16 protein-coding genes, 1 riboswitch and 1 other annotated feature are annotated in these 19297 nt (G+C 37.7%); of the genes, 6 read left to right on the forward strand and 10 right to left on the reverse strand.

The annotated features are described in order from the left end of the window. Positions 1-227 precede the first annotated feature (227 nt). Both ABNX05_RS16430 and bshB2 read left to right on the forward strand, forming a co-directional pair. The gene (locus tag ABNX05_RS16430; RefSeq protein ID WP_079559334.1) at positions 228-578 is read left to right on the forward strand and encodes a YojF family protein; all 351 of its coding nucleotides are present in this window, start codon (positions 228-230) and stop codon (positions 576-578) included. 13 nt (positions 579-591) lie between these two features. After that, a complete protein-coding gene (gene bshB2 / locus ABNX05_RS16435) occupies positions 592-1281 on the forward strand; it encodes a bacillithiol biosynthesis deacetylase BshB2 (RefSeq protein ID WP_349660697.1) in 690 nt (229 codons plus the stop codon). Between the two features lie 73 nt (positions 1282-1354). Here bshB2 and ABNX05_RS16440 read toward each other — a convergent pair whose 3' ends face one another. Further along, complete coding sequence (locus tag ABNX05_RS16440; protein ID WP_349660698.1) at positions 1355-2098, reverse strand: TerC family protein; 744 nt, start codon at positions 2096-2098, stop codon at positions 1355-1357. 225 nt (positions 2099-2323) lie between these two features. Between ABNX05_RS16440 and ilvA the strand changes: the two genes are divergently transcribed. After that, positions 2324-3586, forward strand: a complete 1263-nt coding sequence (gene ilvA, locus ABNX05_RS16445; protein ID WP_349660699.1) for a threonine ammonia-lyase IlvA — start codon at positions 2324-2326, stop codon at positions 3584-3586. Between the two features lie 211 nt (positions 3587-3797). Here the strand turns inward: ilvA and ABNX05_RS16450 are convergent, their stop codons facing one another. The 4 genes from ABNX05_RS16450 to ABNX05_RS16465 all read right to left on the reverse strand — a co-directional run bounded on the left by ABNX05_RS16450 (position 3798) and on the right by ABNX05_RS16465 (position 8680). Further along, a complete protein-coding gene (locus ABNX05_RS16450; protein WP_349660700.1) occupies positions 3798-4763 on the reverse strand; it encodes a nuclease-related domain-containing protein in 966 nt (321 codons plus the stop codon). A gap of 161 nt (positions 4764-4924) precedes the next feature. After that, complete coding sequence (locus ABNX05_RS16455; RefSeq protein ID WP_349660701.1) at positions 4925-5719, reverse strand: ABC transporter ATP-binding protein; 795 nt, start codon at positions 5717-5719, stop codon at positions 4925-4927. Further along, entirely contained in the window at positions 5712-6740 is a 1029-nt protein-coding gene (locus ABNX05_RS16460) for an ABC transporter permease (RefSeq protein ID WP_349660702.1), read from the reverse strand. The genes ABNX05_RS16455 and ABNX05_RS16460 overlap by 8 nt, the downstream gene beginning before the upstream one ends. Before the next feature lie 917 nt (positions 6741-7657). Further along, the gene (locus tag ABNX05_RS16465) at positions 7658-8680 is read right to left on the reverse strand and encodes an ABC transporter substrate-binding protein (protein ID WP_349660703.1); all 1023 of its coding nucleotides are present in this window, start codon (positions 8678-8680) and stop codon (positions 7658-7660) included. A 599-nt stretch (positions 8681-9279) separates the two neighbouring features. Here ABNX05_RS16465 and ABNX05_RS16470 point away from each other — a divergent pair. Together ABNX05_RS16470 and ABNX05_RS16475 are read left to right on the forward strand one after the other, a co-directional pair. Then, positions 9280-9534, forward strand: a complete 255-nt coding sequence (locus ABNX05_RS16470) for a hypothetical protein (RefSeq protein WP_349660704.1) — start codon at positions 9280-9282, stop codon at positions 9532-9534. 374 nt (positions 9535-9908) lie between these two features. Next, positions 9909-9953: riboswitch (PreQ1 riboswitch) on the forward strand. 6 nt (positions 9954-9959) lie between these two features. Next, positions 9960-10442 (forward strand): QueT transporter family protein, encoded by a 483-nt coding sequence (locus ABNX05_RS16475; RefSeq protein ID WP_079559325.1) that lies wholly within the window; start codon positions 9960-9962, stop codon positions 10440-10442. 201 nt (positions 10443-10643) lie between these two features. Here ABNX05_RS16475 and ABNX05_RS16480 read toward each other — a convergent pair whose 3' ends face one another. Continuing rightward, positions 10644-11375, reverse strand: a complete 732-nt coding sequence (locus tag ABNX05_RS16480) for a CPBP family intramembrane glutamic endopeptidase (protein ID WP_349660705.1) — start codon at positions 11373-11375, stop codon at positions 10644-10646. Beyond that, the gene (locus tag ABNX05_RS16485) at positions 11372-12100 is read right to left on the reverse strand and encodes a MerR family transcriptional regulator (RefSeq protein WP_349660706.1); all 729 of its coding nucleotides are present in this window, start codon (positions 12098-12100) and stop codon (positions 11372-11374) included. Before ABNX05_RS16485 ends, ABNX05_RS16480 begins: the two co-directional genes overlap by 4 nt. A gap of 334 nt (positions 12101-12434) precedes the next feature. Beyond that, positions 12435-12635, forward strand: a binding site (T-box leader). A 59-nt stretch (positions 12636-12694) separates the two neighbouring features. Here ABNX05_RS16485 and trpB point away from each other — a divergent pair. Next, positions 12695-13858, forward strand: coding sequence for a tryptophan synthase subunit beta (trpB, locus tag ABNX05_RS16490; RefSeq protein WP_349660707.1), 1164 nt, complete (start codon positions 12695-12697; stop codon positions 13856-13858). 41 nt (positions 13859-13899) lie between these two features. Here the strand turns inward: trpB and ABNX05_RS16495 are convergent, their stop codons facing one another. From ABNX05_RS16495 to ABNX05_RS16505, 3 genes are all read right to left on the reverse strand, one after another. Next, positions 13900-15525, reverse strand: coding sequence for a long-chain fatty acid--CoA ligase (locus ABNX05_RS16495; protein WP_349660715.1), 1626 nt, complete (start codon positions 15523-15525; stop codon positions 13900-13902). Positions 15526-15830: 305 nt separating this feature from the next. Then, positions 15831-16784, reverse strand: a complete 954-nt coding sequence (locus ABNX05_RS16500; RefSeq protein WP_349660708.1) for an L-threonine 3-dehydrogenase — start codon at positions 16782-16784, stop codon at positions 15831-15833. A 340-nt stretch (positions 16785-17124) separates the two neighbouring features. Continuing rightward, positions 17125-18798, reverse strand: coding sequence for a methyl-accepting chemotaxis protein (locus ABNX05_RS16505; RefSeq protein ID WP_349660709.1), 1674 nt, complete (start codon positions 18796-18798; stop codon positions 17125-17127). Between the last annotated feature and the right edge of the window lie 499 nt (positions 18799-19297).

A 19297-nucleotide genomic window follows, 5' to 3' on the forward strand; every position in this document is an offset into this window, starting at 1 on the left:
ACACAATTTATATAAACCCGTTTCATGTGTCCTATATTGATACATTAGAATAACTTTTTCAAGTAATTAACCCTATACAAATAGTAAATATAATTATCTTAAGATAAAGAAATTTCTGTATTTTACCAACAGCATTTATTGTTATTTTGACAACAAAAGCCTTTCAATTTCCCTTTGTCATCTTTTTTGACTATACTTAAATAGAAATAATCGAGAGGAGTGTTAAGATGCAAGAGGTACAAGTAAAGACGTTACAGGAATTATTGAATTCTTTCGCCAACAAAGACGTTTATATCCATCTTGAGACGACGAACGGTTCTTATGCAGCACACTTTGATGAAAAATTTTTTAATGCAGGTGCTTTTATTCGTAATGCTAAAATCAACTATGAACTTGCTAAAGTGGTAGATGATTCACCCCATCGTGTTGGCTTGAAAATGGCACATGGCTGGGTTTATGCACAGGGCATCACACATTTTGAACTAGATGATCTCGGCCGTTTATTAATGGCTGGACTAGATTACTCAGGTAAACTGGCGATTGCACTTGAAATTAGCGAAACGCCGTTTGCTTATTAAGGGGGACGACTTTTTGAATTTACAACCACAACGTCATATTTTAATTGTTTACCCTCACCCAGATGATGAGGCTTTTTCAATTGCTGGAACAATTGCCTACTATACGAAGAAAATGAATACACCTGTTACATATGCCTGTTTAACTTTAGGCGAAATGGGGCGTAATTTAGGAAATCCACCTTTTGCAACACGTGAATCCTTACCAGAAATTCGACGTAAGGAGCTTATTGCAGCAGCAGATGCTATGGGCATACAAGATTTACGTATGCTTGGTTTCCGTGATAAAACGATTGAATTTGAAGACGATGAAAAAATGGTAAAGCTTGTTGAAGGTTTAATAGAAGAGTTAATGCCTTCTCTTATCTTTACATTCTTACCTGGTTTTGCAGTGCATCCTGACCATGAGGCAACAGCACGTGCAGTAGTTGAAGCTGTTCGTCGTATGCCAAAAGCCGCTCGTCCACAAGTATTGGGCTGTGCCTTTGCAAATGATACGATTGAAAAAAATGGGGAGCCACATGTTGTCGTCAATATAAGCGAAATGAAGGCAGATAAAATTAGTGCCTTACAAGCACACTCATCCCAAACTGCTTGGATGATGCAAGAAACAGAAAAACGCATCGATGACGGTGAACCAATGAGCGAAAGCTGGCTTAATATTGAAAAGTTCTATATAGTGAATCCTGATCATTATGTAAAATAAAAGTTTTCGTTTTGTTACTGACAATAAAGCGGATCTGTCCTCTTTTTAAATGGAGAACAGATCCGCTTTTATGTTAAGCAGTCCTCATTTTTTTTAAGAAATGAATCATGAAGGTTATAGCAAATATAATAATTAGCACAACGAAAAACATATAATGCGGAATGTGAATACCGATGACGCTAGCTAGCATTTTCAGTGCAATAATACCAATTATAATAAATGCTGTTGCCTCTAATTCTGGTATTTTTTCAATAATGACTAAAAATAAGCCTGCAATCGTTCGCATCATTAAAATACCTAGTACTCCCCCGATGAGTAATATCCAAATTTGATTGGATATCGCAAAGGCTGCAAAAATCGCATCAATTGAAAAGGCAATATCCATCAGTTCTACAGAAATAACGGTTGCCCAAAACGTTCCAAAAATGCGAACCATCAACCCTGTTTTTTTCATTTCCTTAGCACTATCAGCTTCTCCTATCTGTAAGAAATGAGCGACACATAGCCAACCTAAATACAGAGCTCCTAGCACTTTAATAAACCAGAATTCTACCAAGTAAACGCCTACCCCAATAAATAAAAATCGGAAAAAATAGGCTCCCAACATTCCGTACATTAATGCTCGTTTTCGTTGCTTGGTTGGCAAATGCTTCACTAGCACAGCTAATACAAGTGCGTTATCAGCCGAAAGCAAACCTTCTATTATAATAAGTGTTGATATTAACCCCCAAGATACAGGGTCAGTCAAAATTTCTTTCCACATTTCCCAATTGAAAAATTGAATGTATGTAGATAGAATTCCTTGAATGATTTCCAATTACATACCCTCCTACTTGTCCTAAGGTATTCTAGTATATGCTGGACCATTTCCGTTATGAGGAAATGTGTGCATCCTTTATTTCTCCAAAAAATTCTCGAATAAATCTATTTTGCATTAAATAGACACCGAAAATTTAGAATTTACTAAAAATTAATGACAAAAAGCATATAAAGTGTGCTATCATAGATAAATGTTTTATACGGATAACGGAGGATGAATACTATGGAAGCTGCTGACACTAGAACCGTGCAAGTAGAAAATATCTTGATTGCACATCATTTCTTAAAAGACGTAGTGGTGCACACGCCGCTACAAAAAAATGACTATTTATCCGAGAAATACGGAGCTAATATTTATTTTAAACGCGAAGATTTACAGCATGTACGCTCATTTAAACTTCGTGGTGCCTATTATAAGATTAAAAAAATTGAAGAAGAGGCTCGTAAAACTGGCGTTGTTTGCGCAAGTGCGGGCAATCATGCTCAAGGTGTTGCCTACGCCTGTGCACAATTGAAAATTCAAGCAAGTATTTTTATGCCTCAAACAACACCTAAACAAAAAATCGACCAAGTTCGTATGTTTGGTCGTGATTATGTAGAAATTATTTTAGCAGGTGATACTTTTGATGATTCTGCAGAAGGTGCATTAGCTTACTGTGAAGAGCACGAAAAAATCTTTATCCACCCATTTGATGATTTTGATGTCATTGCTGGTCAAGGAACTGTCGCTGTTGAAATTATGAATGACATGGAGGAGCCAATTGACTACGTATTTGGTAGTATTGGTGGCGGTGGCTTAATGTCCGGTGTTTCTGCCTATGTGAAAAACCTTTCTCCTCATAGCAAAATTATCGGTGTAGAACCTGCTGGGGCAGGCAGTATGAAAGCTGCATTTGCAGAAGGCGGCGCAGTGGCACTTGATTGGATTGACAAATTCGTAGATGGGGCCGCGGTAAAATGCGTCGGTAATCACACATACGATGTTTGTCGTCGCTACTTAGACGACATCGTACTAGTACCAGAAGGGAAAGTATGTACAACCATCTTAGATCTTTACAACAAACACGCCATTATCGCAGAGCCTGCTGGAGCATTATCAGTAGCAGCTCTCGATTCTTATAAAGAAGAAATTAAAGGCAAATCAGTCGTTATTATCATTAGTGGTGGTAATAATGATATCGGTCGTATGCAGGAGATTAAAGAAAAATCTTTAATTCACGAAGGCTTACTATACTACTTCATCGTAAGCTTCCCACAACGTGCCGGCGCCCTTCGCCAATTCTTAACAAGCGTTGTAGGACCAAATGACGACATTACAACTTTCGAATATACTAAGAAAAACAACAAAGAAAGTGGTCCTGCCTTAGTCGGCATCGAACTCGGCAATCGAGAAGACTACGAAGGTTTACTAGTACGCATGAATGAATTCGGCTTCAAATACAAAGAAGTAAACAACGACATTCAACTATTCGGCTTACTCGTCTAAAATAAAGAGTCACACTTGCTATGTGAGTGTGGCTTTTTTAGGTTTATCGAGGCACTTTTGAGATTTATCGAGACTTTTCAGAGTTTTATCGAAACTTTTCTCTTGTTTATCGAGACTTTTCAGAGTTTTATCGACCAACTTTAAAAAAATATCGACATTTACCTTACAAGCGACACTATCTGACCGCACCGATAGTTTGCGCCGCTTACCTTCACTTCAATAAATCGGTAGGAATTACATATTTCCTATTTTTATTTTTACCTATCTCTTCAAATTTTAACTTTTTCAATAAATAATAAACTGCCTTCTCTGAGTCAATATCAAAGAAATTACGAAATTGAGCATTTGTAATATTGTTGCCCAGCATTAATCGAAAATCATGTAATGCTATTAGCATTGATTGATTATCAATCGATTGGCAATTGCTACAACGCCATTTCCCATGGGTGTAACGTAGGACATGGTCAAAATGACACTGCGAGCATAGTGCCCCCGTCTTCAATTCATCCACCATAATATCTAGGGTCCAGTGAGTTGGTGTGTGCATCTTTAAAATATGCGCTGATATGTCTCTCAAAACTTTTTCACTTAGACAGACTTGTTGATGCCGCTTGAACAGTTGATTGATCCTTTCAGCCAAGCCACTTACATGAATAATTGGCTGGGACAAGAAAGAGGACGTCATAATCATATTCGGATTTGCAGAAACGACTATATATTCAATAGGTATATTATGCCCACTCATTTGAAATAGCCGACGCAAAAATCTAGCATGTCGCTTCACTTGATCAATAGGATTTCTAAAGCCATCTACTTTGCCATCAGAAGTAATTCGAATAAATTGATGGTTATCTTCCATATATTCTACATGCCCAACGATATTTTTGATTTCAACGATTAGCACAAAATGTTGGGACATAAATAATGTATCCATTTGGTGTGTCGATCCAGCAGCACTCTCAACCTTAAGCTCTACATCATGCAATAAATAATACGCATGCTCCAAATAGATTTCACGCCATTCTCGATCTACTCTTTGCTCGCCAACAATACCAGCCCTTGTTCTTCCTAGCATTTTTTGAAAATAATTATACTTAGCGTGAGATTTCGGTAAACGTCTCCCGAGCATTTCTAACACGCGTTGCTTTGATGAAACTTCGCGCTTTTTGAGTAACATATTTTCACCTCCTTTAGCTAGATTATAATATACTCCTTCTAAATTAACTAAATTTTCAGTTTTCTATCAACCGACTTTATTGCTTTATCACCCAACTTTTTAAAAATATCGATATCCAACGAAAAAACGCCCACACCTATGTATGAGCGTTTTATCGTTTATTATCCTAGTAACGCACGGTCTGAGTTCATTTTCTCACCGCGGATACGTTCAAACTCCGCCATTAAATCTGGGATAGTTAATTCATGCTTGCGATCCTCGCCAACCTCTAAAATAATTTGACCTTTATCCATCATAATCAGTCGATTTCCTAAGTCTAAAGCTTGTTGCATATTGTGCGTGACCATTAAGGTAGTTAAATTGTCTTTCTCGACTAAATATTTCGTAATACGTGTGATTAACTCGGCACGAGATGGGTCAAGTGCCGCAGTATGCTCATCTAGCAATAAAATCGAAGGCTTCGTGAAGGTCGCCATTAAAAGAGACAGCGCCTGACGCTCACCTCCCGACAGTAGGCCAACTTTTGCAGACAGACGATTTTCCAAATTTAAGCCCAACATCTCCAACGATTCCTTAAAATATTCTCGACGTTTTTTATCAACACCGAAGCGCATACCTCTACTCTTATTACGTGAGTAAGCTAATGCTAAATTTTCCTCAATCGTCATTGTTGGTGCTGTACCAGCCATTGGATCCTGGAATACGCGACCGATGTAATGGGAGCGCTTATATTCTGGTAAAGATGTAACCTCATTTCCATCAATTGCAACCGTGCCAAAGTCTGGTGTTAGTGCGCCAGAAATCATATTCATCATAGTCGATTTACCAGCACCATTACTACCGATAATTGTGACGAAATCCCCTGGCTTTAAGTGCAAATTAATTTCTGCAAGTGCAATTTTTTCATCAGGCGTACCTTCATTAAAAACCTTATTAATACCGTGTAATTTAAGCAAGGCCCTTCCCTCCCTGCTCAACCGTCTTTACTCGTGTTTTCTCCGCTGCGCGCTTCACCCTACGTTTGCGCTCCTTACTCTTATTGATAAATTGAGGTAAAATCAACGCTATAATAACAATGATAGCTGTTATTAATTTCATATCTCCTGAATCAAGGAAGTCTACTCGTAAAGCTAATGCTAAAATAATGCGGTAAATGATAGCTCCGGCAATGACGGCGAATGTTGTGCGCATAATCGTTTTTGTACCGAAGATTGCTTCGCCGATAATTACAGATGCCAGACCGATAACAATCATCCCGATCCCCATACTTACATCTGAGAACTTCGAATATTGAGCGATTAAAGCTCCCGAAAATGCGACAAGTGCATTAGAAAGTCCAAGCCCAAGAATAATAAGAGTATCTGTGTTTGCCGAGAAACTACGAATCATACGCTTATTATCACCAGTTGCTCGAATAGCCAGGCCGATTTCTGTTTTCAAGAACCAGTCTGCAATGAACTTAATTAAAATCGTGATGATTAATACTACGATTATTGTGCTCCATGTTGAAGGTTGTTGCTGAACACCAAAACCTTTTAGCACGTTATTTAATGCCGTATCGATTCCTAAATTACTCCAAAATGCTTGAAACTTTGAAAATAAAGTTTCTGAATTTAAAAGTGGAATATTCGGACGACCTATCGTATTTTCTGCAGTGGATCCCATAATACGTAGGTTAATAGAATACAAAGCAATCATCATTAAAATCCCCGATAATAGAGGATTAATTTTCCCCTTTGTGTGAAGAATTCCTGTCATACATCCAGCAATAAATCCAGCAACAATTGCCACTAAAGTCGCTAAGATCGGGTGGTAGCCAAGCAGAATCATCGTCGCCGCTGTAGCCGCTCCTGTTACAAAGCTTCCATCAACCGTTAAATCCGGAAAATCTAACACGCGGAATGTTAAATACACACCAAGTGCCATAATCGCATAGATGATTCCTTGCTCCGTTGCGCCAAAAATTGCTATAAACATAGTTGAATCATCTCCTAATAATTTCTTAAACTAATTTTCATTAAAAATTCTTATCTGAGATCCATTCTCTAAAACGATGGATTCATATTGCCAGAAGTAGGTTCCGTGCTCACTTGTAGAAAGCTTTACTAAATCCACTTGTTCAATAATGGCTCATCACCAAAAGTTGGAGATGATTTAATTAATACTATTCAATGTATATAAGTTGATTGGAGTGGAGACTGGGCGACTCCTCGGGGATCAGCGATAGGGGAACGAAGGCTAAGAGCATCACATCATGTGATAACGCCTTCGTGACCAACATCCTGCTGTTGCTGTCGCTGCGCTTTCGCACAAACAAAACCAAAACCTGTTGCTGTCGCTGCGCTTTCGCACAAACAAAACCAAAACCTGTTGCTGTCGCTGCGCTTTCGCACAAACAAAATCAAAACCTGTTGCTGTCGCTGCGCTTTCGCACAAACAAAACCAAAACCTGTTGCTGTCGCTGCGCTTTCGCACAATCAAAACCAAAACCTGTTGCTGTCGCTGCGCTTTCGCACAATCAAAACCTGCTGCTGCCGCTACGTTGCACTCACGCTTTCGCGCAAAAGACATCTGTTGGCCCGAGACCCTGGAGCGAGCAGGTAGGGGAACGAAGGCTAAAAGCATCACGTCCTGTGATAACGCCTTCGTGACCAACATCCTGTTGCCCCAAGCGACTCATCGGACGCCCCCAGGAAGCTTTGCTCTGTGCGAAAGCGTAGCGGCAGCAACAAAGCGCCCAGTCGGAACGGAAATCAACCCTACGTTATGATACTAGGCAAATTTTAAATAGGAATTACATGAATTCAACATCGCCCCAAAACACTCTAAAAGAAGATAAAGCGGAGGCAGTTTTAGTGCTCCCCCGCTTCGCTCCATAAGATGATATGAGGTCATTACTTTTCTAAAAGCTCCGCACCCCAAGAATCTTTAATGTCGATTCCTAAATCATCTGCTACTTTTTTATTGATTAATAGTTTTAGCTTTTGTGGATATTGAGCTGGAATATCAGCAGGAGTTCCTTCACCTTTTAGAATCTTCACAGCCATTTGCCCTGCTTCATAACCGATGTCAAAATATTCAAAACCATATGCACCTAAGCCACCACGTGCCACAGAGTCAAGCTCTCCTACAACTAATGGTAATTTATTAGCATTTGCTACATCAATGACAGACTCAAGTGCCGACACTACTGTATTATCAGTAATAATATAGAATGCATCAGCTTTACCGATTAACGATTCAGCAGCTTGTTTTACTTCTGCAGACGTTGCCGCAGATGCCTCAACCACCGTTAAGCCTTGCTCATCCATCACTTTTTTTACTTCTTTTACTTGTGCCACTGAGTTTTGCTCACCAGCATTGTAAACCATCCCTACTTTTTTCGCTCCCAAATCCTTTAAGAACGCCACTGTTTTCGAAATAGTATCAGGATGTAAATCGATTGTTCCTGTTACATTTTTCCCTGGCTTCTCTATAGAATCGATGAGCTGTGCGCCAACAGCATCTGTTACAGAAGTAAAGATAATTGGAATATCGCTAGTTGCTGTTGCTGCCGCTTGTGCAGACGGCGTAGAGTTCGCAAAGATTAAATCTACGTTTGCACTTACTAGATTGTTTGCAATCGTCGTGTTAAGACTGTTATCCCCTTGCGCTATTTGTGGATCGTAATCTACTTTTAAGCCAGATTCTTCAATCGCTTTTTTGAAACCTTCAGTTGCAGCATTTAAAGATGGATGCTCCACAATTTGAGTAATCCCGATCTTATATGTTTTATCGTCTGCATTACCGCTCTCACTTGCGTTTTTCGTTTCGTTCCCTTTCGAATCCGACGAACTAGAACCACTACCACCACAAGCAGCAAGTATTAAAACTAACCCAAATAACAGGAACGAAAGCTTTTTTAAATTGCTTTTCACAAATAATCCCCCCGATTTTGATCTCTTATATTTATCACACTTTATCCAAGCGAAGTGTGAACGTATCGCTATATTATCGTTATTAGCAAGGTTCGTCAACAACATTATGAATCTTCTGACTATTAATTCCAATCGAATATTTTTTCTTTTCAATCAATTTTCCGCTTTAAACCGCTAAACTACGCTGTTTTTACAATTTGATTTCTTTTTCTAACATAACAAAAAAATTTTTTACAATTTAGCGAAGTTATTTTTCCGACATCTAATTTTAAGTAATATATGTAAAAACTAAAAAGCCTGACAGTGAAAATGTCAGGACTTCATAACAGCTTTAATTCGCTCTTACTTTTTCAAGTTTTCAACTAGCCAACTACTTTGAGTAAAGGGATATATTAGAAGTTTGAGTAACGTCTTAAATTAGTGAATAAAAACAACCTGCGAGTGCTTTAGAAGTATTACTCCCTTTATGGTTAGACGTGCCATACTCATTTATTTCTTGCTAGTAGATCTACAGAAAGTGTTCATTTTAGTCCCCCTTTTTACATTTAATGCATATGATGCATATGAGATTAGTGCCGTTCCCAAAAAGGAGGAATACCATGAATAATGATAAAATCGATTTAAATCAACCTTCTTATTCGCAAGAACATCAAAATGCAACTACAGGAAATATTGATACAATCATTTCTAATCTATGTGACAGTCTATTTGAATTTGCTCTGGATTTCACCCTAAATGCCTTAGAGTATACAAAAGAAATGGAAGAGGAATTAGAATATACAGATGAATTCAAGAAACAAGTGAACGATTTAATTTTTGAAATAGAAGAAATTAAAAATACTTTAGAGGAGTAATGTCTAAAAGTGCTGTTTATAGTCATTGGATCTATTTATCCCCCACTATTTTGTACGACCATTTGCAATCAATAGAGCCTCCATTCACCATTGCCCCAAAATTCACTTAATTATTTAGTGTTTTAAACTACTGAAATGGTCACTTGTTAAAAGTATTGTTTTAACAAGTGACCGGCCAGATCCACGACTTCTAACTTTCGAGGTTACTTCTCATCTGCTATTTCTGCATAACTTTCTAGTAGGTGTACAAGCCCCTTTTCATAGGCATTGTCATAAAAAAACTTTGACACAGATCAAATTATTATCGTTAATACTATAATTTTTTACACGTAGCTATTTACAAATAAGCATGAACATTGATATGATTGCATTTGCTTCACGTGGTTCGTAACCATCCCACGTAAAAAAACTAAGGAGAAATAAATATGAAAATAAAATTTTTAGCAACGAGTGGCATTATTGCCGCACTCTACATTGCTATTACATTATTAGTCGCGCCATTTGGCTTTACAGAGGTGCAGTTCCGAATATCGGAAATGTTTAACCATTTAGTTGCGTTTAATCCACGCTTTGCCGTTGGGATCATTATTGGTGTATTCATCTCTAACCTCTTTTCACCACTCGGCATCTACGATTTAGTTTTCGGTGTAGGCCATTCGATGATTACTCTTGGGTTACTCATTCTTATTTGTAAATTTGTCAAAAATATTTGGGCACGTTTAATCATTAATACATTTTTATTTACTTGTACAATGTTCATCATTGCATTTGAATTGAATTTAGCGTTAGAATTACCATTCTTCTGGACATGGTTAACTGTTGCTGCAGGTGAATTTGTTGTCTTGGCGGTTGGTGCACCGATTATGTATGTATTGAACAAACGCTTAAACTTCAAAAATTTAATTTAATTTAATTTAATTTAATTGACGGATCTTATTAGAGCTGTGTTTAATAAAAGGAGGAACGATTTCATCGTTCCTCCTTTTTGTTGTATTCACATTGAAGAATAAAAATCAATAACATAGTTCGAATAATTTTCATGTAAATAAAGTTTAATACCTACCAAAAAGCGTTGCAATGAATAATCAGAAAGAAAATAATATGTTATTTTAATCCTTTTCATTCTCATCACCTAATTTCCCCACGTAATCAATCAAAGTATGAAGGAGTATTAGAGGTATAATGGAATTCAATGCGACTGCAAGCATCCCGAATACAAAGCCAAAAATGGTTGTCCGAATGACACCAGATAAACTCTGATATGTATGTGCAAGACCAAATATTATGGAGGTACACAATAGAACGAACCAAATTGACCACTCTGGAAATAATGTGTTAAATGCAAATATAAGCAATCCACGGTAAATAATTTCTTCCGTGACCCCTGCTGTCCATGCCACTTGATTCCAAATTGCTTTTTCTTTCTTTGTAACAGGTAGTAACTCAGTAAACGCTATTTGCTTCATTTGTTTTTGCTTCATTATTTTCATCTTATTTTTAACTTTATCACTTATAAAATATCCAATCGTGTAATATAAAAGTAAAACACTATATAATAGAGCTACCCCTATAACAACATATGTAACAATTGTTCCTAATGCTTTTGTGTTGATACTAGGCATTATTACACGTAGTTCTTCTAATGTAAGTTCAGAATTTACCACTACTATTAAAATAATAAGTGTAGGTAACCACAAACCTAGCATAACAACCTTATAATAGTGTATCCTGCTTGTTGGATTAGTCAGAACACGTATTTTAAATCTTTGATATAACCAATAACCTATAATTGGTTCATATAAAAGAGTAAACCCAATGAATCCCCATAATATTATGTTCATTTTGTTTTATACTCCTTTAGCATGTTCTCTATTTTTTCAATTAACCATTCTTCTTCTTGTTTACGAAATGGTGACGAAAATAACATTCTATCCAACTGTATATCCATAAGTTTTGGTTCGGTTAGTAACCAATTAAATAATTGTGGTACTTGAGAAAAAAGCTCTTCGAGAATAGTATGTACTTCGATATCCGTAAATTGGTTCTTATAAGCTATTTTTAATTGATTTAAAATGTTTATTAAGTGTGCATCATAATGAACGTTGTGACCATTTGATACATCATAACTCTCATCTACAATTTCATTTGGTAAATAACCCTTTAACCATCGCTGCTGAGATTCCATATTTAAATTATTTTGAATTAATGCAATAAACATCTCTGGTTCGATTACCTGATTTGATTGGGCTAACGAAATGGTGTATTCAAGTAATTCAATACTCTTTTTAATGCCCACCAATTTACGAAGCAATTTCTCCTTTTGGTACTCTAAAGAATCTGCTATGTCCCATTGTGATTGCCTCATTAGCTGTTGAATATCTTTTAACGAAAATCCTAACGATTTTAATCCTGTAATTTTTTGTAGTGTAATTATATCCTCATTTTCATAAAATCTACGTCCCGTTTCCGAAATGTAAGACGGCTTTAACAAATTCATTTCATCATAATAGCGAAGAGTTCGGATCGAGACACCTGTCTTCCTCGAAAATTGACCAATTGGATACATCTATATTCCTCCTTTTCTTTTAATAGATTTATTATAGTTTCTAACGTAACGGTAGAATCAATAATGATTTTTGCTTTTATTTATAAAGAATTAAAGAGCTCTATTATCATTTAGTAATTAATGATGCATTATATCCTTCTTAAAATAGCTTGCCAGATAGCGACACTTGCATTGTTCTTTATTTTTAATCAACTTTATTTAATGGTTTTATTGTTTGCGAACAGGTTTCTTGTTTTTTCTTTCAGCAGGCGTCGCCAATGATGACGAGGAACAATTGGCTTTCTTTGCACAGACACCTTGACAATATTCTGAAAATATTCTACAATTCATTTCAATAAATGCTAGGAAAAAGAATAGTAGCAAGCGCTAGTACTTAAAGAGAGCTGATGGTTGGTGCAAATCAGTAGTACCTACTTGTGAATGGACTTTAGAGCAGCCTCATCAAATGTGAGGACGAAGTTACTCCCCGTTATCGGAGTACGAAAGCGCGCAATTATTGCGAATGAAGGTGGCACCACGGTTACTCGTCCTTTTTACAGAAGGATTGTAGTGGCTTTTTTTTATGGAAAAATTAGATAGAGGAGTCGAGAGAAGATGAGTACAGTAGCAGAGAAAAAAGGATATTTTGGTGAATTTGGCGGTAGCTTTGTTCCCGATGAGCTTCAAAATGTTTTAAGTATTTTAGATGAAAACTTTCAAAAATATAAAGACGATGAAGACTTTAATAAAGAGCTGGATTATTATTTCCGTGAATATGTTGGACGCAAATCTCCACTTTATTTTGCTGAAAATTTAACAAAACAATTAGGTGGCGCAAAGATTTATTTAAAACGTGAAGATCTTAACCATACTGGTTCACATAAAATTAATAACGTTCTTGGACAGATTTTATTGGCCAAGCGCATGGGTGCTCATCGTGTTATCGCCGAAACAGGTGCAGGTCAGCATGGTGTAGCAACAGCAACTGCTTGTGCAATGTTCGGAATGGATTGCACAATTTATATGGGTTTAGAGGATACAAAACGCCAAGCATTAAACGTCTTCCGTATGGAGCTTCTTGGTGCAAAGGTAGTAGCTGTTGATAAAGGTCAAGGGCGATTAAAGGATGCAGTGGATGAAGCATTTGCTGATTTAGTAGAAAACTACGAGACGACTTTCTATTTACTAGGTTCTGCTGTTGGGCCTCACCCGTTCCCTTCAATGGTGAAGCATTTCCAATCCGTTATTAGCCGTGAAAGTCGCGAACAAATTTTAGAAAAAGAAGGCAAGCTACCAGCAGCAGTACTTGCTTGTGTCGGCGGCGGTAGTAATGCAATCGGTGCGTTTGCAGAGTATATTGCAGATGAAAACGTTCGCCTCATCGGTATTGAGCCAGATAAGGCTGCCACATTAAATGAAGGAACACCGGGTGAATTACACGGCTTCAAATGTTTAGTACTGCAAGATGCAGAAGGCAATCCATTACCAACCTATTCGATTGCCGCTGGACTAGATTATCCTGGAGCTGGTCCTGAGCATAGCTATTTAAAAACAATTGGTCGCGGAGAATATGTAACAGTGACAAATGAAGAGGTGCTCGAAGCATTCCAAGTGCTATCAAAGGTTGAAGGCATTATTCCTGCACTTGAAAGCTCCCACGCCGTGGCTCATGCACTTAAGCTTGCGCCAACATTATCTCCAGAAGAAAGCATTATTATCAATATCTCTGGTCGTGGAGACAAAGACGTTGAACAAGTATTCCAAATGCTAAATAAATAAAGATAAAGAGCGACTTCCCTTTGTGGAAATCGCTCTTTAATCTATACGAGTGAACCTAATTTCGGATAAATTACTGCTACATTATCTCGAAGCCTAGCTTTCAGAAACTTTCCAACTGATGTTTTTGGTATTTCATCTAAAAATACTACATCGTCTGGTACCCACCATTTTGCAAACTGGCTTTCTAAAAATGCAAGAAGCTCCTCTTCACTTGCTGACATTCCTTCCTTCAATACTACACAAGCTAACGGGCGTTCTTGCCATTTGACATGCGGAATTGCGATAACTGCTGCTTCCAGCACAGCGTCATGAGTCATTAATGCATTTTCTAAATCAACTGAGGATATCCACTCTCCACCCGACTTAATTAAATCCTTCGTACGATCTGTTATTTTGATAAAGCCATCCTCTGTTCGTACCGCAATGTCCCCTGTATATAACCAACCGTCTCGATAGGCATCATTGGTACGCTCATCCCGATAATACTCGTGTGAAATCCACGGACCTCGTAAACGTAACTCACCCATCGTCTCTCCATCCCACGGCACTTCCCCATTGTCATTGATAATACTCGATTCAATACCAGCCATCGTCATTCCTTGCATTGCTCGCGATTCAATACGCTTTTCAATAGGCCATTCATCCATCCAAGACATATAATTTGATAACGCTACAATTGGAGTAGTTTCAGTCATTCCATACACGACAATATACGGAATGCCATATTGCTCTTCAAATGTACGAATAAGTCGAGTAGGTGAAGCTGACCCGCCACAACAAATAGCACGTAACGAACTTATATCTCGCTCACGCTTCTCCTGTTCCTGCAACGCACCAATCCAAATTGTCGGTACCCCAGCTGTTAATGTAACCTTCTCCTGCTCTACTAAATCCAATATGATTGCTGATGTGAATTGTGGACCCGGCAATACTTGTGTAGCACCTACATTGACACTAGCAAATGGTAGGCCCCATGCATTTGCATGAAACATCGGTACAATTGGCATCACGACATCACGCTCAGAAATGCCCATTGAATCAGACATACTCAGCATCATACTATGTAGCACTAGACCTCGATGTGAATATACAACCCCTTTTGGATTTCCTGTTGTAGCACTTGTATAGCACATTCCAGCAGGCTCCTCTTCCCCTATATCCTCTGGGAATTGATAGTTTTCATCTGCTGCTGCTAATATATCCTCATAGGATAAGGCATTCGGTAATATCGTTTCTGGCAAAGTATCCTCGTCCGTCATAATAATATAATGTTTCACTGTCTTAAGCTCAGGCGCAATGTTTTCGATGATTGGTAGCAAGTCCACATCAATCATTAAAATTTCATCTTCTGCATGATTAATAATATAAATTAAATGCTCTTCTGATAAACGAATATTCACCATGTGCAAAATAGCGCCGGAACATGGCACCGCAAAATAAGCCTCTAAGTGGCGATGCTGATTCCAAGCAAAGGAGCCAACCTTCATTCCTCTTGTCATCCCTAGCTTTGTGAGCGCATCCGCTAAGCGACGCGTTCTTTTCGCCCATTCTCCATATGTTAAACGGTGAATCTTCTGTGGACTCGTCCGAGAAACAATAGTCTTTCTAGCAAAATAGCTTTCTGCTCGTTTAATAAAGTTTGTTAATACTAACGGCGTCTGCATCATAAAAACCATCCATCCCCTCTTCTTGTGAACTCCATTTTTTACCTTTGTGAAAAAGTAACAACTAATTTAATTGAATACTATTAATATTCTGAATATGATTATATTGGAAAATTATAAATCGCGCTATATATTCCAATAATTTTCTTTTTATTGTTAACTTTTACTAAAAAGCGCCAATAATTTGAGGGTGACATTTGTTAAAACGTCTACCATGTATATAAGTTGATTTCCATTATGCCGATGAGCCTAGTCAAAATAAAAAAGACGAAGAAATTAAATTCTTCGTCCGATTTTTAGGTATTTATTTATGAACAAGCTTTTGTTTGCAGTTTGATTTTTAATTTTTCTAGCATATCAACTGTCATTTTTGCTAAGTCATACTGTGCTTTAAAGCCCCATTCTTTTTGTGCCGCTTCTACATTTATAGAATTTGGCCAGCTATCTGCTATCGCTTGACGAACTGGATCTACATGATAATCCATACGGAAATGTGGCAAATGCTTTTTAATTTCCGCCGCAATTTCAGATGGCTCGAAGCTCATTGCAGTGATATTAAAGGCATTGCGATGGATTAGTTTGCTACTATCAGCTTCCATCAAATCTACAATAGCTTGCAATGCATCTGGCATGTACATCATGTCCATGTACGTACCTTCTTGAATATAAGACGTGTACTTTCCTTGCTTGATCGCCTCATAGAAGATTTCTACTGCATAGTCTGTCGTTCCTCCTCCTGGAGGAGTTACGTATGAAATTAACCCTGGGAAGCGGACACCACGAGTATCTACACCAAATCGATCGAAATAATAATCACATAATAGCTCACCAGCAACTTTATTTACCCCATACATTGTTGTTGGACGCTGTAATGTATCCTGTGGCGTATTATCCTTCGGTGTCGACGGACCGAACGCGCCTATTGAGCTCGGCGTAAAAAATTGCAAGTTTAGCTCACGTGATACTTCTAACGCATTCATTAAACCACCCATATTTAAATTCCACGCAAGCAATGGATTTTTTTCCGCTGTTGCTGATAATAACGCTGCTAAATGCATCATTGTATCTGCACCAAAATCTTTCGCTAAATCATGCATTCTTTGTCCATCTGTCACGTCCACTACTTCAAACGGACCTTTAGAATGCTCAAGCTTCCGGATATCTGTCGCTAATATATTGTCCTCTCCATAAATACCACGAAGTTTTTCCACAAGCTCAGAACCTATTTGACCTAGCGCACCTGTAACCATTATCTTTTTCATTTCTCCAAACCTCCACCCGTGAACAGTTGTACTTCTCAAGAGTACATTAATATATAAACAAACATTGATTTAACAACACTTCTGATGATTATCATTATAATTTGTTCATATTAAAAATACAACCATAATATTTAGAATTTTGAAAGATAGACAGTAAAAATCCTTTACTATCAGTATATGAGCCCTACAAAATATTGTGCTAGACAAACATACAAAACACAAATGTACATCCTAAAAGTACATTTGTTCATTTTTTTATAATAGCATTGTACATTGAAATGATCCTTGGCCCCCAAAAAAGAACCTCCCTTGTATTCAAAGAAAGGTCCTTTTGTTCTTATTAAATTGAGAAGCGCTTTACGGCTATTTGTAAAACTTTCGATACTTTATGTAGCTCTTTAATATAATCATGGAATTGCTGCTGCGCAGTTAACTGATCAGTAGTTAAAATAGCTACATGTTTAGTTGATGCTGCATTAGTATCTGAAAATGATGTTAACATTGCCGCATCATCACTAACTTTTTTCGTATGGTTAGCAATTTCTTGAACGGTTGCAGATACTTCCACTATATACGGCTTCATTGTATGTACTTTTTCTAAAATTTGATCAAAGCTTGTTGCTGTATCCCCGGTAACCTGTACGCCCTTTTCAGTTGCGACTAACACTCCATCCATCATTTGCACAGCATAGCTAGAATCTAAATGAATGTTTTGTACGATGGACGTAATCGTTTTTGTTGAGTGGACTGTCTGCTCCGCGAGCTTTCGTACTTCATTGGCCACAACCGCAAATCCTTTACCGTGCTCCCCTGCTCTAGCAGCCTCAATAGATGCATTTAAGGCTAGGAGATTTGTTTGCGCTGTAATTTTTTCAATCACCTCAACCATTTGATCGATTGTAGCTGCTCTTTCTACAAGATTGAAAATGGCAGTATTCGATTTTTCAACTGCACGTTTAATAGCTTGTATTTGTGTTAAATTTGCCTGTACAATTTCCGTACCACTTTCTGCATCACGTGCAGTTTTATGAGCAAAGTTTTCAACAACCTGTACTTTTTCTAAAATCACTTGCACACCATTTAGCACTTCCTCTAGCGATGCTGTATTGGAAGCTAATTTCTCAGTAGAAGCAGCAGTTGAATTTGAAATGGACTGCACATCCTTTGCAATTTTACGTGTCGTGTTAGACGATTGCTCAGAGGATTTCTGCAGTTTCCCTGTCATTTCTTCAACCTCATGCGCACTATTTGATACTGTGTGAAGTAGTCTTTTCACCTCTGTGACCATTTGATTGTAAGACAATACGACTTCGCCAAGCTCATCCTGTGCCACATAACTAGCATTCGCGGTGAAGTCACCCTGCTCTGCACGCTTTAATAATGACTTCAATTGGCGCGTTGGTATATTCACAGCTTTTGTTGCTATAAATCCTATACAGATGACTAGCAAAACAACAAATAAACATACTCCGCCTAATAGCCAATAACCAAATTGCACATCTTTCTGATATGTCTGTTGCTGTTCCGTAGCCTTCTGAACCAAATAGTTTTGAATTTCTTCTAATAATGAATGACTTTGCTGACTTACAGGCAAATACGACTGCGCATAAAATGATTGTTGTTCATTGTGCCCCAATTGCTTATAACGATTAATCAAGTCTACTTGCTGAGCTAGCAAGGTCTTCAATTTCTTCATCTGATGGTTCATCTTTTTATCGATTTCTACACTTTCTAAATGATTTAAAGGCTGCTCAGCATTTATTAAAATGTCAGACATTTCTCGATAATCCCTAGCTGAACTCACTAAATAATCTAATTGTCGTTGTGATTCTTCTAGTTCATTTAACCATCCGATCGGCACAAGTCCTTCTGTATAGCTTTCACTTGCATGCCATGACATTTTCCGTAAATAATCAACGCTAAAAATACCTAGCAATACATTCGATAGTACACAAACAATCATCAGTACAAGTAGCTTGTCCTTCACCATTATGTATCGAAAAAAACGCATCATCTTCGGCTCCTTCTCCAACTCTTACCAATAATAATAGTATGACAATATAAAGCTAGTGTTTTGTTTTTGTAAAGATTTCGCGAAGAGTTATGAAATTTATCCCATTACTTCTACTATAATAGGTGCATTTTCCCCTCTTGGTAACGTGATATTAGTCCTCATCAAATACCTTTAGGAACACGCCCATACGATCCGGAAATTACCTCCACATTATGGTGAAGAGCCTCACTCCCCTGCAACCTTCCATTCTTACCAATCGTCGCCTATTAATAGTTGGTTATCTTCATTCAGTAGAAAACGCTCCTTCCGAAAGGTAGTGAGATGAATGCAGATATGTTAAACCACAATGTTTTCTGTGCGAAAGCGTAGCGTCAGCAACAATTGTTTTTTTCTGTGCGAAAGCGAAGCGTCAGCAACAATTGTTTTTTCTGTGCGAAAGCGAAGCGTCAGCAACAATTGTTTTTTCTGTGCGAAAGCGAAGCGTCAGCAACAATTGTTT

Origin of the sequence: Lysinibacillus zambalensis (genome assembly GCF_040183165.1) — a bacterium.
GTDB lineage: Bacteria > Bacillota > Bacilli > Bacillales_A > Planococcaceae > Lysinibacillus > Lysinibacillus zambalensis.

What these genes read in the sequence shown, in the direction of transcription:
- ABNX05_RS16430 (WP_079559334.1), top strand. Translation starts at nt 228, where the DNA reads ATGCAAGAGGTACAAGTAAAGACGTTACAGGAATTATTGAATTCTTTC.
- ilvA (WP_349660699.1), top strand. Translation starts at nt 2,324, where the DNA reads ATGGAAGCTGCTGACACTAGAACCGTGCAAGTAGAAAATATCTTGATT.
- ABNX05_RS16450 (WP_349660700.1), bottom strand. Translation starts at nt 4,763, where the DNA reads ATGTTACTCAAAAAGCGCGAAGTTTCATCAAAGCAACGCGTGTTAGAA.
- ABNX05_RS16460 (WP_349660702.1), bottom strand. Translation starts at nt 6,740, where the DNA reads ATGTTTATAGCAATTTTTGGCGCAACGGAGCAAGGAATCATCTATGCG.
- ABNX05_RS16470 (WP_349660704.1), top strand. Translation starts at nt 9,280, where the DNA reads ATGAATAATGATAAAATCGATTTAAATCAACCTTCTTATTCGCAAGAA.
- ABNX05_RS16475 (WP_079559325.1), top strand. Translation starts at nt 9,960, where the DNA reads ATGAAAATAAAATTTTTAGCAACGAGTGGCATTATTGCCGCACTCTAC.
- ABNX05_RS16480 (WP_349660705.1), bottom strand. Translation starts at nt 11,375, where the DNA reads ATGAACATAATATTATGGGGATTCATTGGGTTTACTCTTTTATATGAA.
- ABNX05_RS16485 (WP_349660706.1), bottom strand. Translation starts at nt 12,100, where the DNA reads ATGTATCCAATTGGTCAATTTTCGAGGAAGACAGGTGTCTCGATCCGA.
- trpB (WP_349660707.1), top strand. Translation starts at nt 12,695, where the DNA reads ATGAGTACAGTAGCAGAGAAAAAAGGATATTTTGGTGAATTTGGCGGT.
- ABNX05_RS16495 (WP_349660715.1), bottom strand. Translation starts at nt 15,525, where the DNA reads ATGATGCAGACGCCGTTAGTATTAACAAACTTTATTAAACGAGCAGAA.
- ABNX05_RS16500 (WP_349660708.1), bottom strand. Translation starts at nt 16,784, where the DNA reads ATGAAAAAGATAATGGTTACAGGTGCGCTAGGTCAAATAGGTTCTGAG.
- ABNX05_RS16505 (WP_349660709.1), bottom strand. Translation starts at nt 18,798, where the DNA reads ATGATGCGTTTTTTTCGATACATAATGGTGAAGGACAAGCTACTTGTA.